The 13,868-nt window shown below is 66.3% G+C and carries 13 protein-coding genes; 7 read left to right on the forward strand and 6 right to left on the reverse strand.

Annotated features, from left to right (window positions below; translation table 11 throughout):
• The first annotated feature begins 30 nt into the window (after positions 1–30).
• The 4 genes from ACX80V_RS08780 to ACX80V_RS08795 all read left to right on the forward strand — a co-directional run bounded on the left by ACX80V_RS08780 (position 31) and on the right by ACX80V_RS08795 (position 4,490).
• Positions 31–2,184 carry a heavy metal translocating P-type ATPase gene (locus ACX80V_RS08780; RefSeq protein WP_485842828.1) on the forward strand — a complete coding sequence of 718 codons (2,154 nt, stop codon included), beginning with the start codon at positions 31–33 and terminating at the stop codon, positions 2,182–2,184.
• Positions 2,185–2,261: 77 nt separating this feature from the next.
• On the forward strand, positions 2,262–2,735 hold the full coding sequence (locus tag ACX80V_RS08785) for a hypothetical protein (RefSeq protein WP_485842829.1): 474 nt from the start codon (positions 2,262–2,264) through the stop codon (positions 2,733–2,735).
• 156 nt (positions 2,736–2,891) lie between these two features.
• A complete protein-coding gene (locus ACX80V_RS08790) occupies positions 2,892–3,512 on the forward strand; it encodes a DUF305 domain-containing protein (protein WP_485842830.1) in 621 nt (206 codons plus the stop codon).
• A gap of 81 nt (positions 3,513–3,593) precedes the next feature.
• On the forward strand, positions 3,594–4,490 hold the full coding sequence (locus ACX80V_RS08795) for a F510_1955 family glycosylhydrolase (protein WP_485842831.1): 897 nt from the start codon (positions 3,594–3,596) through the stop codon (positions 4,488–4,490).
• Between the two features lie 141 nt (positions 4,491–4,631).
• On the opposite strand, the gene ACX80V_RS08800 is transcribed toward ACX80V_RS08795, so the two are convergent.
• Positions 4,632–5,330 carry a hypothetical protein gene (locus tag ACX80V_RS08800; protein ID WP_485842832.1) on the reverse strand — a complete coding sequence of 233 codons (699 nt, stop codon included), beginning with the start codon at positions 5,328–5,330 and terminating at the stop codon, positions 4,632–4,634.
• A 202-nt stretch (positions 5,331–5,532) separates the two neighbouring features.
• On the opposite strand from ACX80V_RS08800, the gene ACX80V_RS08805 reads away from it, so the two are divergent.
• Complete coding sequence (locus ACX80V_RS08805) at positions 5,533–6,174, forward strand: arsenate reductase/protein-tyrosine-phosphatase family protein (RefSeq protein ID WP_485842833.1); 642 nt, start codon at positions 5,533–5,535, stop codon at positions 6,172–6,174.
• A gap of 21 nt (positions 6,175–6,195) precedes the next feature.
• Here the strand turns inward: ACX80V_RS08805 and ACX80V_RS08810 are convergent, their stop codons facing one another.
• Positions 6,196–6,597: a hypothetical protein gene (locus ACX80V_RS08810; RefSeq protein WP_485842834.1), complete on the reverse strand. Its 402-nt coding sequence runs from the start codon at positions 6,595–6,597 to the stop codon at positions 6,196–6,198.
• Between the two features lie 148 nt (positions 6,598–6,745).
• Between ACX80V_RS08810 and ACX80V_RS08815 the strand changes: the two genes are divergently transcribed.
• A complete protein-coding gene (locus ACX80V_RS08815; protein ID WP_485842835.1) occupies positions 6,746–7,855 on the forward strand; it encodes an LCP family protein in 1,110 nt (369 codons plus the stop codon).
• Between the two features lie 427 nt (positions 7,856–8,282).
• Here the strand turns inward: ACX80V_RS08815 and ACX80V_RS08820 are convergent, their stop codons facing one another.
• Positions 8,283–8,660: a hypothetical protein gene (locus ACX80V_RS08820; protein ID WP_485842836.1), complete on the reverse strand. Its 378-nt coding sequence runs from the start codon at positions 8,658–8,660 to the stop codon at positions 8,283–8,285.
• A 506-nt stretch (positions 8,661–9,166) separates the two neighbouring features.
• Between ACX80V_RS08820 and ACX80V_RS08825 the strand changes: the two genes are divergently transcribed.
• Entirely contained in the window at positions 9,167–11,407 is a 2,241-nt protein-coding gene (locus ACX80V_RS08825) for a S9 family peptidase (protein WP_485842837.1), read from the forward strand.
• 128 nt (positions 11,408–11,535) lie between these two features.
• Here the strand turns inward: ACX80V_RS08825 and ACX80V_RS08830 are convergent, their stop codons facing one another.
• From ACX80V_RS08830 to ACX80V_RS08840, 3 genes are all read right to left on the reverse strand, one after another.
• Positions 11,536–12,003, reverse strand: coding sequence for an SRPBCC family protein (locus ACX80V_RS08830; RefSeq protein ID WP_485842838.1), 468 nt, complete (start codon positions 12,001–12,003; stop codon positions 11,536–11,538).
• A gap of 106 nt (positions 12,004–12,109) precedes the next feature.
• Positions 12,110–12,667: a GNAT family N-acetyltransferase gene (locus ACX80V_RS08835; protein WP_485842839.1), complete on the reverse strand. Its 558-nt coding sequence runs from the start codon at positions 12,665–12,667 to the stop codon at positions 12,110–12,112.
• Between the two features lie 9 nt (positions 12,668–12,676).
• Positions 12,677–13,843 carry an acetate kinase gene (locus ACX80V_RS08840; protein WP_485842840.1) on the reverse strand — a complete coding sequence of 389 codons (1,167 nt, stop codon included), beginning with the start codon at positions 13,841–13,843 and terminating at the stop codon, positions 12,677–12,679.
• Positions 13,844–13,868: the final 25 nt, after the last annotated feature.

Here is a 13,868-nt window from a genome sequence, read left to right on the forward strand (position 1 = left end):
CAGGGAACACTTCCACACCGGAGGGCAATAATGGAAAATCACAACGAACACCACGGCGGGGAAGACCACGCCGGCCACCAGGCACCGCAGACCCTACCGGGCCAGGCTACGTCGGTGGCAAGCCCGCCCACAGATCACGCCGGACACGCCCACCAGCAGCATGGTGCTCACGACGATGACCATGCAGTCCACAACCACGGGCAGCACGCCGGGCACAGCACCGCCATGTTCAAGAACAGGTTCTGGCTCACCCTGGTCCTGTCCGTGCCGGTGGTCTACTTCAGCCCGATGGTGGGCCACCTGCTTGGCTACATGCCACCGGCATTCCCCGGCTCAACCTGGATCCCGGCTGTGCTGGGAACGGTGATTTTCCTCTACGGAGGACAGCCATTCCTCAAAGGCGGCGTCCAGGAGTTGAAGAACCGTCAGCCGGGGATGATGCTGCTGATCGCCATGGCCATCACCGTGGCCTTTGCCGCGTCCTGGGTCACCACCTTAGGCATCGGCGGGTTCGACCTGGACTTCTGGTGGGAACTGGCGCTGCTGGTCGCGATCATGCTGCTGGGCCACTGGATCGAAATGCGGGCCCTCGGTTCCGCGCAAGGGGCGCTGGACGCACTCGCGGCACTGCTCCCGGACGAAGCCGAACGTGTCACCGGCTCCGGCACGGAGACCCTGCCCGTGTCCGAACTTCGTGAAGGCGACATCGTCCTGGTCCGCTCCGGCGCCCGGATGCCAGCCGACGGCACCGTCGTCGAAGGCCAGGCCGAGTTCGACGAGTCCATGATCACCGGCGAATCCAAAACCGTTCCCCGCGCCCCCGGGGACTCCGTGGTGGCCGGTACCGTCGCGACAGACAACACCGTCCGGGTCCAGGTGACCGCCGTCGGGGAAAACACCGCGCTGGCCGGCATCCAACGCCTGGTGGCCGAGGCGCAGGCATCCTCGTCCAGGGCCCAGGCGCTGGCCGACCGTGCCGCGGCGTTCCTGTTCTACTTCGCGGCCGGCGCGGGCCTCATCACGTTCATCGTCTGGGCGCTGCTGGGCAGCGTCCCGGAGGCCGTCACCCGCACCGTCACTGTCCTGGTCATCGCGTGCCCGCACGCCCTGGGCCTGGCCATCCCACTGGTCATCGCGATCTCCACGGAACAGGCCGCGCGGGCGGGGGTGCTGATCAAGAACCGGATGGCCCTGGAACGCATGCGGACCATCGACGTCGTGCTCTTCGACAAAACCGGGACCCTGACCACCGGCGAACCGGACGTGAAGGACATCGCCGCCGTTGCGGTCGAAGATACTGACCGTCTGCTGGCCCTGGCCGCCGCCGTGGAGTCCGACAGTGAACACCCCGTGGCACGGGCCATCGTCCGTGCCGCCCGCCAGCGGAACCTGACCATCCCCGATGCCACCGGATTCTCCTCCCTCACCGGCCGCGGCGCACGTGCCACCGTAGAAGGACGTACCGTTCACGTCGGCGGGCCCGCGCTCCTGCGCGAGCTCGGCGCCGTCGAGCCTGAACCGCTGGCTCGCTCCACCCGGACCTGGATGAACCGCGGCGCCGCCGTGCTGCACGTGATCGACGGGAACAGTGTCCTGGGCGCCGTCAGCCTCGAAGATTCCGTCCGCCCTGAATCCCGCCAGGCCGTGGCGGCACTGCAGAACCGGGGCATCAAGGTGGCCATGATCACCGGTGACGCCCGCCAGGTGGCCCAGGCCGTCGCCGAAGAGCTGAACATTGACGAGGTTTTCGCCGAAGTCCTTCCGGCGGACAAGGACAAGAAGGTCGCCGAGCTCCAGGGCCGCGGGCTGAAAGTGGCGATGGTGGGCGACGGCGTCAACGACTCCCCGGCGCTGGCCAGGGCTGAAGTCGGCATCGCGATCGGCGCCGGCACGGACGTGGCGATGGAATCAGCGGGTGTGGTCCTGGCCGGCAATGACCCCCGCGCGGTGCTGTCCATGGTGGACCTGTCGCGGGCCAGCTACCGGAAGATGTGGCAGAACCTGATCTGGGCCACCGGCTATAACGTCCTGTCCGTCCCGTTGGCCGCGGGCGTGCTGGCCTTCGCCGGCGTGGTGCTGTCCCCCGCGGCCGGCGCCGTGCTGATGTCAGTGTCCACCATCGTGGTGGCGTTGAACGCCCAGCTGCTGCGCCGCGTGAAACTCAATCCCGCACAGGTACGTTGAACCAGCGAACCACCCGGCAAAGGTCAACCCGGTACGGTTAAACCAAAAGGCCCGCCCACACGAGCAGGAGGAACGCCATGGCAGCAACAGCACCCGGCCCCTTCATGGCGCTCCTCCGGCGTGCAGGGCTGCTGACCGGGCTGCTCGCTGTCATCGCCGGGATTTTCGGGATGCACATTATGTCCGGCGCCCACACCATGCCCACGGCGGCCTCTGCCGGCACGGACATGACCCTGACGCAGATCCAAGGCTCCCATGCTGTACATGGGGGCCACCCGGTAGCCCAGTCCTCCACTGCCGACGCTCTGGTGGCACCGCTGGATCCGGCGGCACCGGTGTCCGGGACGGCGTCTCCCGGCAGCTGCCCGGCGCTGGCCGCGGGGGACGCTGCCTGCGTCCTGTCCCCGGCGAACACTTCCCTCTCGGCGCCGCTGCCCGGCACCACGCCGTTCCCGGCCTTCAACGTCACCGGTGCCGCCGTGGCCACTACCACCTATGCCTATCTGCCGGGAAGTCCTTCCCCTGGCGACCTCTGCATCAGCCGGACGTAAAACTGCCCTGCGCCGCGTCCTGTCCGGCGCACCCTGCGCAGCCACTGACGCTGCCCAGCCACCCCGCATACGCCGGGGCCGGCCACCCGGCCCCACCACCGCACGCATCCGCAACGGCGCCTGACGCCGCTGATACTTCGAAGGACCCTGATTTTGATGAAAAAGACCCTGACCATTTCCGCCCTCACCATCGCTGCGGCGATTGCCCTGGCCAGCTGCTCCACCGGTTCCGCCGGTTCCGACGGAGGCAGCGTGCCGGGCATGAACCACGGCAGCTCCGGAATGTCCTCCAGCTCTGTCCCGGCAGCTGCCGACTTCAACGCAGCCGACGCCGTGTTCGCCCAGATGATGATCCCGCACCACGCCCAGGCCGTGGAAATGTCGGACCTGATGCTGAAGAAGGAAGGCATCCCGGCGACGGTGTCCGACCTGGCCACCAGAATCAAAGCCGCCCAGGGGCCCGAAATCGAGAAAATGACGAGCTGGCTTAAGAGCTGGAACCAGCCCACGGAAGTGCCGTCTGCGATGGCTGGCGGACACAGCATGTCCGGCATGATGGGCGACGAGGACATGACCGCCCTCGGTGCAGCCCAGGGCACCGAGGCAGCCAGGCTGTTCCTGACCCAGATGATCGCCCACCACGAGGGAGCCGTCGTGATGGCCAAGACCGAGGGCACCGACGGGAAGAACCCCGAGGCGGTCCAGCTGGCCAACGACATCGTGACCGCCCAGGAAACCGAAATCCAGGAAATGAAGGACCTGCTGGCCACCCTGTAGCCAGCAACCCCCAGGCACCGGCCCGGCCACGGGCCGGTGCCTGACCACCCATACTTTTCGTTCCGCCACCTGGAGAATCCCATGCCCGCGCGCACATTCAACCGTTACCGTCCCGCTTCGGCCGCCGCCGCGGCGACCGCATTTCTGCTCACTGTTGCCGCCTGCACGCCCGCTTCGTCTCCCACGACGGATGCCGGTTCCACCGGCGCGTCCTCATCAGGGGCAGGATCGCCCCTGCCCAGCAGCCACATACACGGCCTCACCGTGAACCGCGAAACGGACCAGGTTCTCCTGGCCACCCACGATGGTCTCTACGACGTCACCGCACATCCCGCCACCAAAATCGGCAGCACCAACGACCTGATGGGATTCACTGCGGGCCCTGACCAGGGCGTGTTTTACGCCTCGGGCCATCCCGGGCCAGGCTCAGAACTGCCTAACCCAATGGGCCTGATCAAATCCACCGACGGCGGCAAGACCTGGGAGCAGCTTTCCCGCCAGGGTGAATCCGACTTCCACGCACTCACCTCGACCAAGTCCGGCATCGTGGCCTTCGACGGGACCCTGCGCACCAGCCCTGACGGGAAGACCTGGTCTGTTCAGGCCGCCGGGTTCAGCCCGGCGGCCTTGGCCGCGGACCCAAACAGCGACACCGTCCTTGCGACCACCCGCGACGGGCTCCAGCGCTCCACCGACGGCGGCAAGACCTGGTCACTGATCCCGGCCGCACCGGTGATCCAGTTCGTGACCTTCGCCAGCCCCACCGAAGCGGTCGGCGTGGAACCGGACGGTTCCGTCCATTATTCGGCCGACGGCGGGGCCACCTGGTCCCGGACAGGACGGATCAAAGGGGCGGTGCAAGCGATAGCGGCGGTGGAGGGTTCGGGCGCGAACCCTTGGGTCTGGGCCGCCACCTCTGCCGGACTGGTCGTATCCACGGACGGCGGAGCCACCTTCCGCGCCTCGGACGTCGTCTGACCCGGTCACGGGAAGGCAGCAGGAAGGGCCGGCCCGCACTCCGCGGACCGGCCCTTCCTGTTGCCGTTCATTGCCATCTTCAAGCCGAGCACGGCACTGGGGTAAGCCTTGCTGGGGCCCGAAGAGCGGGGAAATGCGCGTTCAGTGCAGGACGCCGCAGACAGCGGGGTCAGTGGCCTCTGCCGGGAGGCTCGGGTTAAGCTCACTGGCACCTTCAGGGTCGCTGAAGTTGTAGGTTCCGTTGCCGTCGTAGTCCTGCCCGTGAATCACCAGCACTCCCTCGCCGTCGCGGACGGAGTCGGCGATCTGCTTGGCGGTACCGAGCCCGCCGGCTCCGGGGTAGCCGGTCCCGGCCACATCCGTGAATTCGATGTTGTCCCGGCTGTAGTCATAGCTGCCGTCATGGGAGACGGGGAACCGGGAAACGTCCAGGAAACTGGCGGGGGTGGTGTCGCCGGTGGTGTTGAGCGAGACCACAACAGGGCCGTAGGCCGGAACACCCTCGATAGTATTCAGCCGTCCGTCACTGTTGCTGTCCAGCGCCAGCGTGGGGCATTCGTTCAGGGCCTGCTCGCCGTAATGGATGTGCTGGGCGTGCGGGGCATTGGGCGTCAACCCGGTGGCGTGGACCTCGATGTGCTGGATCTTCTGGTTACGGACAACAGCGGTGGCTGTGCCCGAAGCCCCGGAGCCATTAAGCTCCGTGAGGTTGGCTCTCAGCGTGACTGTCTTCTCCTCGGACTTTGGGCTCTGAGCCATCACCGGTATGGCACCCAGCGACGCAGCCGCCAGCAGTGCCACACCGGCACCACCCAAAACCAACTTTGTATTCCGTTTCACGATTCACTCCTTGGTCAGCGCCCACGGGGAATCCCGGTGGTCAAGTGTGATTCGAACCACCATGCCTTCACGGATGGGTCGTCACCCGAAAAAGCACGACGGCGGCATCCGGTGCTCGGCGGCGGCGGCACCAGCACGTGTTAAGTTGAAAGGTACGACGGGCCGCACCGGGTCCGGCGCATCGGCTGGAAAGAGAAGTTCCGTGGAATCCCCCGCATCTGCCCCCGCACCCGTGAGGATCCTGACGGTCTGCACCGGCAACATCTGCCGTTCTCCCGTGGCCGAACGGCTGTTGCAGGCCGGGCTGGAGCAGGTGATGCCGGGCGGATTCGAGGTCACCAGCGCCGGAACACGGGCCATGGTGGGCGACCCCATGCAGCCGCTGTCCGGCGACATCGTGCGCACCTTCGGCGGGAACCCGGACGGTTTCGTCTCGCGGCAGCTGACCGGCAAGATCCTGCGCGGCGTGGACCTGGTCCTCACCATGACCTCGGGCCACCGCGGCGAAGTGCTCCAGCTGGACGCCTCCCTGCTCAAGCGCACCTTCACCATCCGCGAGTTTGCCCGCATGCTCGACGTCCTGGACGAGCGTGCGGACAGTGCCGCAACCGTTCCGGTAACGGCCGACGGCGGCAGTCCCCTCAGTGCCAACACCGCCTTCTGGCGGGGGCTGCCCGCGCGCGCCGCGTCCGTCCGGCACCTGTCACTGCCCGCGGATTCTTCCGAAAACGACATCATCGACCCCTACCGGCGCAGCCCCGAGATCTACCACCAGATGGAGGACGAACTGGCCCCGGCCATCGTTTCCATTCTGCGGCACGCGCGCCTGAACACTCCCGCCTAAACGCTCCCGGGCAAGCCGGCGTTAGCGAGGGGCAGGCGCGGCCTCGGGAGTAACTTCACGCACTTCCACGAACGTGCCGTCTGCCTTCAGCCCCAAGGCAAGATGAGCCCGGCGCACCAAATGCCGGTGAAGAAAGCCGTTCCCGGCGTAGAGCACGAAGGATATGGCGCCGATCAGCAATGCCGTGTCGCTTGCCGCGCGGTACCAGTAGTAGCCCGGGTGGCCAAACGCAATGTCCCCTGCAACCAGGGGGAAGAGCACACCTGCCAGAAACAGCAGGCTGGCCAGGAATGGGATGAAGAGCAGCCCCTGGACCGTATTCAGCCGCTTGCCCATTCGTTTGTAACGCTCGTACTGCTTCTCCCAGGCCGCCCGGCTGGTGACAAGCAGAATCGGCTTCGTATTTTCCATCAGATCCCCCACAGATATCCCATTCCTGACCAAGAGCCTAGTCCGCCCCGCACTGCGGGGCTTCCCACTGAACCCGGCGAGCCGCCGTCGTACGTTACGGCTCGGAAACGACACGCTCCGCGTTGTAGCCGGAACCGGGTCCGAGGGCGGACACTAAGTCATGGCGAGCACCCCAAGCGGTCCTGATCCGATCGGCCCGGCCCCTTCCGGCCCCGAGCCTGCTGCGCCTGCCGCGCTGAAACGGCGCCGCTTGATCGCGGTGGTGCTGTCGCTGGTGCTGGTGGCCGTCGTCGCCGTGTCCGCCCTGCTGTTCACCAAGCCTGCCGCGGAAGTTGCGGCCCCGGTGCCCACCATCACTGACACCGCCACCCCCACTCCGTCGGAGACGACACCGCCACCGCCCCCGGCACCGGCCCCTCCCCCGCCGCCCGAACCCATCGCGGAACTCCCCGCCGCGCCCATGAACATCCTGGTGATCGGCAGTGACAGCCGCGCGAACGCCCGGGAGCAAGCAGCCCACACCGCGGCCACGGGCGAATCGCAGGACCACCGCGCCGACACGCTCATGCTGGTCCACATCCCGGCCGACCGCCGCAGTGTGCACGTGGTCTCCCTCATGCGGGACCTGTACGTAAGCATCCCCGACTACGGCTTCTCCAAGATCAACGACAGCTTGCAGGTGGGCGGCATCCCGCTGGCCACGCGGACGGTGGAGTCCCTGATGGGGACCCACATCGACCACACCCTCATGCTGGACTTCCACGGTTTCAAGACGCTCACCGACGGGCTGGGCGGAATTGACGTGAACGTCACCCTGCCGTTCCAGTCCACTCACGAAACGCAGCACGTCTTCACACCGGGGGTGAACCACCTCGACGGCCAGGCGGCACTGGAATTCGTCCGCGAGCGCTACGCCTTCGTCGACGGCGACTTCCAGCGGGTCAGGAACCAGCAGACGTTCCTCCGCGCCATCCTCGCCCGGCTCACCAGCGACGGCGCCCTGCACGACGTGACTGCGGTGCGGGCCCTGGTGAATTTCGCATCCGGCTACCTCACGGTGGACCAGGGCTTTGATCCTGTGGGCGTCGCGATCCTGGCCTACGGCATGCGCGGCATCGACCCCAACGCCGTTGTTTCGCTCACGCTGCCGACAGCCGGTGTGGGCACGGCACCAGGAGGGGCGTCGGTGGTGTTCCCGGACTATGGCGGGATCGCCCAGGTGGCGGCTGCCATGCGCGAAGGCCGGCTGCCCGAGTACGCGGGCGGGTAGTACGCCGGGCAACACGGTCCGGGTACTAGCGGGCACCAAGTGAAACGGCCCCCGGCTGTGCCAGGGGCCGTTTCATTGGTGACTTAACTCCGGGTGGGGTCCGGGCGCAACGGTGCCGGCCCCGGATCCGGGACGGGCAGCGGGCCTGGCGGTTCCGGCGTCGGGATGGGGCTGGGCCTGTCCGGTCCCGGGTGGCCGGGATGGGTGGGCTCCGGATTGAAGGGGTCCGGCCCTGGTTCCGGCGGGAACGGCTCTGGTTCGTGCACTGGCGGGATGGTCATGAAACTTCCCCTCTCACGCTTGGCGGGTGCGCCTTTGCGTGATCAGGATACGCCCGCGCGCCCACCAACGCTCTCTAACTTCCTGCAGAAATTTCCCGAACGCTCTCTCAATCCCTGCAGTGAGTGCGTTCTTGTTTGGCCTGCTTCTAGGCCGGACGGCGCAGTCGGACCGGGCGGGAAACCGGCGCCTTGGCTGCTTCGCCGGCTTCCCGCATCAGCGGGACGGCGAAGGTCACCACCAGGCGCGCGTTGGCGTCGTCCGTGGACCTGATGGTCAGGCTTCTGGTGCCGGGCGGCACGGACGGGGTGAAGACCTGCAGGTTCCGCGAGCCCACACTGGCCGAATCTCGCAGTGTGTAGAGCGTGCCCCAATGGTCTTCGATGGCAATTTCCGGGATGGCCCTCCCGGCAGCGGATTCCACGTGGATGTTGACCACCAGGCACGTGCTCCAGACTTCGACGGAGAGCACCGTGAACTCAGCGCCCCGTGTCAGGTGCAAGCCGTACGTGGGTGGCAGGAGCACCTTCCGGAGGATGCCTTTCGGAATTAGGTTTCGCATCATCGCCCCCAAAAATTACTAAGAGTGCTTTCAATTAGCCCGCGATTATGACGCCCTGTCAAGGTCCCGCTCAGCCTTCTGTGGCAAGCCACAACAGCATTGCCAGGGGCGCAAAAAGTGGTCCCCGGCGAGGCCGGGGACCACCGTATCGGAAGGGTCGCCCGCAGACTGCCGATGCGCTGGCTGGCGCTGTGGCGTGCCGAAACGGCTAACCGCCCTATGAGGCAGATGAAAAAGAACGCGTCCGGATCCTCCCGGTAATGCCGTTCTAGCACCCGGCGGAGGACGGTTCAAGGGGTTCCGGCCGGTAACTTAGCGGCCCGTCCGGCCCGGCTGCTCCGTTGATCTATCACCTACAGTCGCTTTGCCCCGGTTTAGGGCCCATAAGTGATAGATCAACAGGGCAGGAGGGCGCTACCCCGGTAGCGAACGGCGGCCATTTTGTCCGCCCGGCTCTATATATTGAAGGCATGACCCAGACTCCGCTGCAGGATTCCGCCACTTCGTCCACCGCTTCCTCCCCCACGCCCCCAGTGGCCAAGAAGGTGCCGCACGAGCGGACGCACCATGGCGACACTTTCGTGGACAACTACGAGTGGCTGCGCGAGAAGGAATCCGCCGAGGTGGTCGAGCACCTAAAGGCCGAGAACGCCTACCAGGAGGAGGTCACCGCCCACCAGGAGCCGCTGCGCGAGGCCATCTTCCAGGAAATCAAAGGCCGCACGCAGGAGACAGACCTGTCTGTCCCAAACCGCAAGGACGGCTGGTGGTACTTCAGCCGCTCGGTAGAGGGCAAGGAGTACGGCATCCAGTGCCGCGTCCGTGCCCAGGACTCCGGCAACCCCGTGGCCGACTGGACTCCCCCCGCAGTGGAGGCCGGCGTCGACATTCCCGGCGAGGAAGTGCTGCTGGACGGCAACATCGAGGCCGAAGGCAAGCCGTTCTTCTCGGTGGGCGGTTCGGCCGTCACGGTGGACGGAAACCTTTACGCCTACGCCGTGGACAACGCCGGCGACGAACGTTTTACCCTCCGCATCAAGGACCTCCGCACGGGTGAACTCCTGCCGGACGTCATTGAGAACATCTTCTACGGCGTCAGCTTCTCCCCCGACGGCACGCGCATTTTCTACACTGTGGTGGACGATTCGTGGCGCCCATACCAGGTCAAGTCCCACGTCCTGGGCACACCGGTCACCGACGATGAGGTGATTTACCAGGAGGACGACGTCGCCATGTGGCTGGGCTTTGAGCTCTCCTCTGACAGGCGCCACCTCGTGCTAGGCATCGGCTGCTCCGAGTACAGCGAGACCCGCCTGCTGCGTTTCGATGACCCGACGGCGGCCCTCACCACCGTGATTTCGCGGGACGAGCGCGTCCTCTACGAGGCCGAGCCGTTCCTGCTCACCGGTCCTGACGGCGAAAAATCAGAACGCATTCTGCTCACCCACAACCGCGGTGCCATCAACTCCATGGTCTCCCTGGTGGACCCCGCCGAGCTCGCCAAGCCGTTGGCCGAGCAGCACTGGAGTACCGTCGTCGAGCATTCCGACGACGTCCGCGTCAACGGTGCCGGCGTCACCTCGACGCACCTGATTGTGTCCATCCGCAAGGACACCATCGAGCGCGTCCAGGTGATGGGGCTGGCCGCCCTCGGTACGCCCGCGCAGGAAGCTCCGGTGGAGCCCGCGTTCGACGAGGAGCTGTACACGGCCGGCGTCGGCGGTTCGGACTACGAGGCCCCGGTCATCCGACTGGGCTACACGTCCTACTTCACGCCGTCGCGCGTCTACGATTTTGCGCTGCCCACCCCGGCGCAGCCCGCCGGCGAACTGCTGCTCCGCAAGGAAAGCCCGGTGCTGGGCGGCTACGACGGCAGCGATTACGTGGCCACCCGCGAATGGGCCGATGCCTCGGACGGCACGCGGGTCCCCCTTTCTGTTCTGCGGCACAAGGACGTGAAACAGGATTCGACGGCGGCGGGCCTGGTCTACGGGTACGGCTCCTACGAGCTGAGCATGGATCCGGGTTTCGGCATCGCGCGGCTGTCGCTGTTGGACCGCGGTGTGGTGTTTGTGATCGCGCACATCCGCGGCGGCGGCGAGCTGGGCCGGCACTGGTATGAGGACGGCAAGAAACTCACCAAGAAGAACACCTTCACCGACTTTGTGGACGCCACCGACTGGCTCGCCAACTCCGGCTGGGTGGATCCGTCCCGGATTGCGGCGCTGGGCGGCTCTGCGGGCGGTCTGCTGATGGGTGCCGTGGCCAACCTGGCACCGGAAAAGTACGCCGCGGTGGTGGCGCAGGTGCCGTTTGTGGACGCCCTCACCACCATCCTGGACCCGGAGCTTCCGCTGTCCGCCCTGGAATGGGAGGAGTGGGGCAACCCCATCACGGATCCCGACGTGTACGCCTACATGAAGTCCTATTCGCCGTACGAGAACGTGCATTCCGTTGCGTACCCCAAGGTGGCCGCGGTGACGTCCTTCAACGACACCCGCGTCCTGTACGTGGAGCCGGCCAAGTGGGTCCAGGAGCTGCGGAACAAGACCACGTCCGCGGAGCCTGTGGTGATGAAAATCGAAATGGACGGCGGCCACGGCGGCGCGTCCGGGCGCTATGTCCAGTGGCGCGAGCGGGCGTGGGACTATGCGTTCATCGCCGATTCCCTCGGCGCCAAGGACCTGTTGCCGGGGGCCGGCCTCAAGTAACCCCATCGGTTGCTCCGTAACCGCCGTTTTCACCTCTAAAAGGGCCGTGGGCCCACGCCGGCCGGGTTCCCTGGCCGAGCTTGCGAGGCTAGGGGGCCGGTGGGGAGCAATCGATCGGATCTCGCGGCTCAGCCGTCATCCCTGCCGTATTCGGGGTGCTCAGTGAGCAACTCGGCGAGGGTCTCGAGATTGGCGCGGACAGTCCGGGCCTGGGCTTGTTCCACGAACCGGTCGGCCAGCTTGCCGAACACCCCGCCCAGGCCAGATGCCGCATCGATCCGGAAGTTCAGGCGGGTCCCGTCACCTTCAGGTTCCAGGACATTGGTTACAGTGAATTCCAGCTTTCCTTCCACCGAGCGGGATACAAAGCGGGTTGGAGGCTGGAATTCGATGACCTCCGTTGTCCAGTCGAATTTCCTGCCCACCACCTTGCTGGCGCCCTTGACCCGGGTGCCGACTGCAACAGGCTCGGTCCCGACCGTTTCGGCATGGACCGCCGAGGAGTCCCAGACTGGAATGTTTTCGCCCTTTGACAGGAAATTGAAGACTTCCTGTGGCGGGCGGGCAATGTAGACGTTTTCTTCTACGGTGGGCATCGGATTCTCCTTGGACACGCCTGTTGCCAGCGCGGCATGGCCGGCAGCTAAGCACAGGAAAAGTCTGTGCCCGGCGCTTGAGGCCGTCAATGGCCATTCGTTTCACCTACGGGCGCCGCGCCCGCCATTCGTCCTCGAGGATCCCGTAGAACACCTCGGTGGCCCACTGGCCTTTGTAGTGCCACTTGTCCACCAGCCGGGCTTCCAACCGCATGCCCAGCCGTTCGCACAAGGCGGCGGAGGCGGTGTTCAGGGCGTCGAGCTTTGCCTCGATCCGGTGCATCCCCAGCTCCTCGAACCCCAGCTTCAGCACCGCATCCGCGGCCTCTGCCCCGTAGCCCTTGCCCCGCGAGGCCGGCGCCAGGGTCCATCCGACTTCGCCCTGCCCGCGACCCGGAAGCCACTTCAGCACCACTTCGCCCAGCAGCCCCGGCGATCCCTTCGCCTCGATGGCCAGGCACACCCAGTCGTTCTCCTTTTCGAAGACGAAGTTGGCGTACTTGCCCACGGACTCCATGCACTTGGTGTAGCTTTTGGCCTCCCCCGGCAGGAAGCGGGCCGTTTCGGGCAGCGAATGGTAGGCGTGGAAGGCGTCCAGGTCCGCAGCATCGAACCGGCGCAGGATCAGCCGCTCGGTGCTGATGGGCAAAGTGATCTCAGGCATGGACTGAGGCTATGCCATGTTCCCGGAGTTCACGACGGCGGCAGTCGCCTCTGCGATGGCGCGCTCCTCGTCGGTGGGCACCACCAATACGGGAATGACGGACGCTGCCGAGGAAATCACCCGCGGTTCCTTGGACCGCTGACTGTTCAGGCCGGCGTCGAGCTCTATGCCCAGCGCATGCAGCCTGTCAGTCACGAGGGTGCGGAACTGGTGCGAGTTTTCGCCGATCCCCGCCGTGAACACGAGTGCCTTGGCACCCCCGACGGCCACGTGGTAGCCGCCGATGTACTTGGCCAGCCGGTAGGACGTGACCGCGAGCGCCATCGAAGCCTTGGCGTCGCCGGCCTCTGACGCCTCCACCACCGAGCGCATGTCGTTGTTCCCGGCGAGCCCCTTCAGCCCCGATTCGCGGTTGAGCATGGCGTCGATGTCCTCCGGCGTCCACCCGTTCCGGCCGAGGAATACCAGGATGGAGGGATCGAGGTCGCCCGAGCGGGTGCCCATCACCAGGCCCTCCAGCGGGGTGAAGCCCATGGACGTGTCCACCGAATGACCGCGGCGGATGGCCGTGACGGAGGCGCCGTTCCCCAGGTGGGCGATCACGCCGTCGAACTCGTCCACGGGCAGATCCAGCAGCGCTGCGGCCCGGTGCGTGACGTACTCGTGCGAGGTGCCGTGGAAGCCATAGCGGCGGATGCCGTGGTTCGTGTAGAGCTCGTCCGGGACGGCGTAGCGCCAGGCGTGCTCGGGCAGGGTGCGGTGGAAAGCGGTGTCGAACACGGCCACCTGCGGCAGGTCCGGCCACTTCTTGCTGATGGCGCGGATGCCCAGGACATTGGCGGGGTTGTGCAGCGGCGCCAGCGGATTGAGGCGCTCGATGGCGCGGGTGATCTCGTTGTCGATCAGCACCGGCTCGGCGAAACGTTCGCCGCCGTGCACCACGCGGTGGCCCACCGCAGCCAGCTCAAGGTCGCCGAGCTCGGCATGGATCGCGGCATCTACCAGTTCCAGCGCCTCCGCATGGTCCCGGGGGCCCTCGATTTCGCCGTCGCCATCACCGCCGTTGCCCATGCCGATCTTCTCGATCAGCCCCTCGGTCAGCACAATGCCGGCGGCCACGTCACGGACCTGGTACTTGAGCGAGGACGAACCGGAGTTGATGACGAGCACAAGCATGGGGGCCTCCTGAAGCCTTGGTACC

This window comes from Pseudarthrobacter arbutini, assembly GCF_054510915.1.

Bases quoted from the DNA above. Each gene is read 5' to 3' on its own strand.
- ACX80V_RS08825 (WP_485842837.1), top strand. From the start codon at position 9,167: ATGACCCAGACTCCGCTGCAGGATTCCGCCACTTCGTCCACCGCTTCC.
- ACX80V_RS08790 (WP_485842830.1), top strand. From the start codon at position 2,892: ATGAAAAAGACCCTGACCATTTCCGCCCTCACCATCGCTGCGGCGATT.
- ACX80V_RS08840 (WP_485842840.1), bottom strand. From the start codon at position 13,843: ATGCTTGTGCTCGTCATCAACTCCGGTTCGTCCTCGCTCAAGTACCAG.
- ACX80V_RS08815 (WP_485842835.1), top strand. From the start codon at position 6,746: ATGGCGAGCACCCCAAGCGGTCCTGATCCGATCGGCCCGGCCCCTTCC.
- ACX80V_RS08795 (WP_485842831.1), top strand. From the start codon at position 3,594: ATGCCCGCGCGCACATTCAACCGTTACCGTCCCGCTTCGGCCGCCGCC.
- ACX80V_RS08785 (WP_485842829.1), top strand. From the start codon at position 2,262: ATGGCAGCAACAGCACCCGGCCCCTTCATGGCGCTCCTCCGGCGTGCA.
- ACX80V_RS08830 (WP_485842838.1), bottom strand. From the start codon at position 12,003: ATGCCCACCGTAGAAGAAAACGTCTACATTGCCCGCCCGCCACAGGAA.
- ACX80V_RS08835 (WP_485842839.1), bottom strand. From the start codon at position 12,667: ATGCCTGAGATCACTTTGCCCATCAGCACCGAGCGGCTGATCCTGCGC.
- ACX80V_RS08780 (WP_485842828.1), top strand. From the start codon at position 31: ATGGAAAATCACAACGAACACCACGGCGGGGAAGACCACGCCGGCCAC.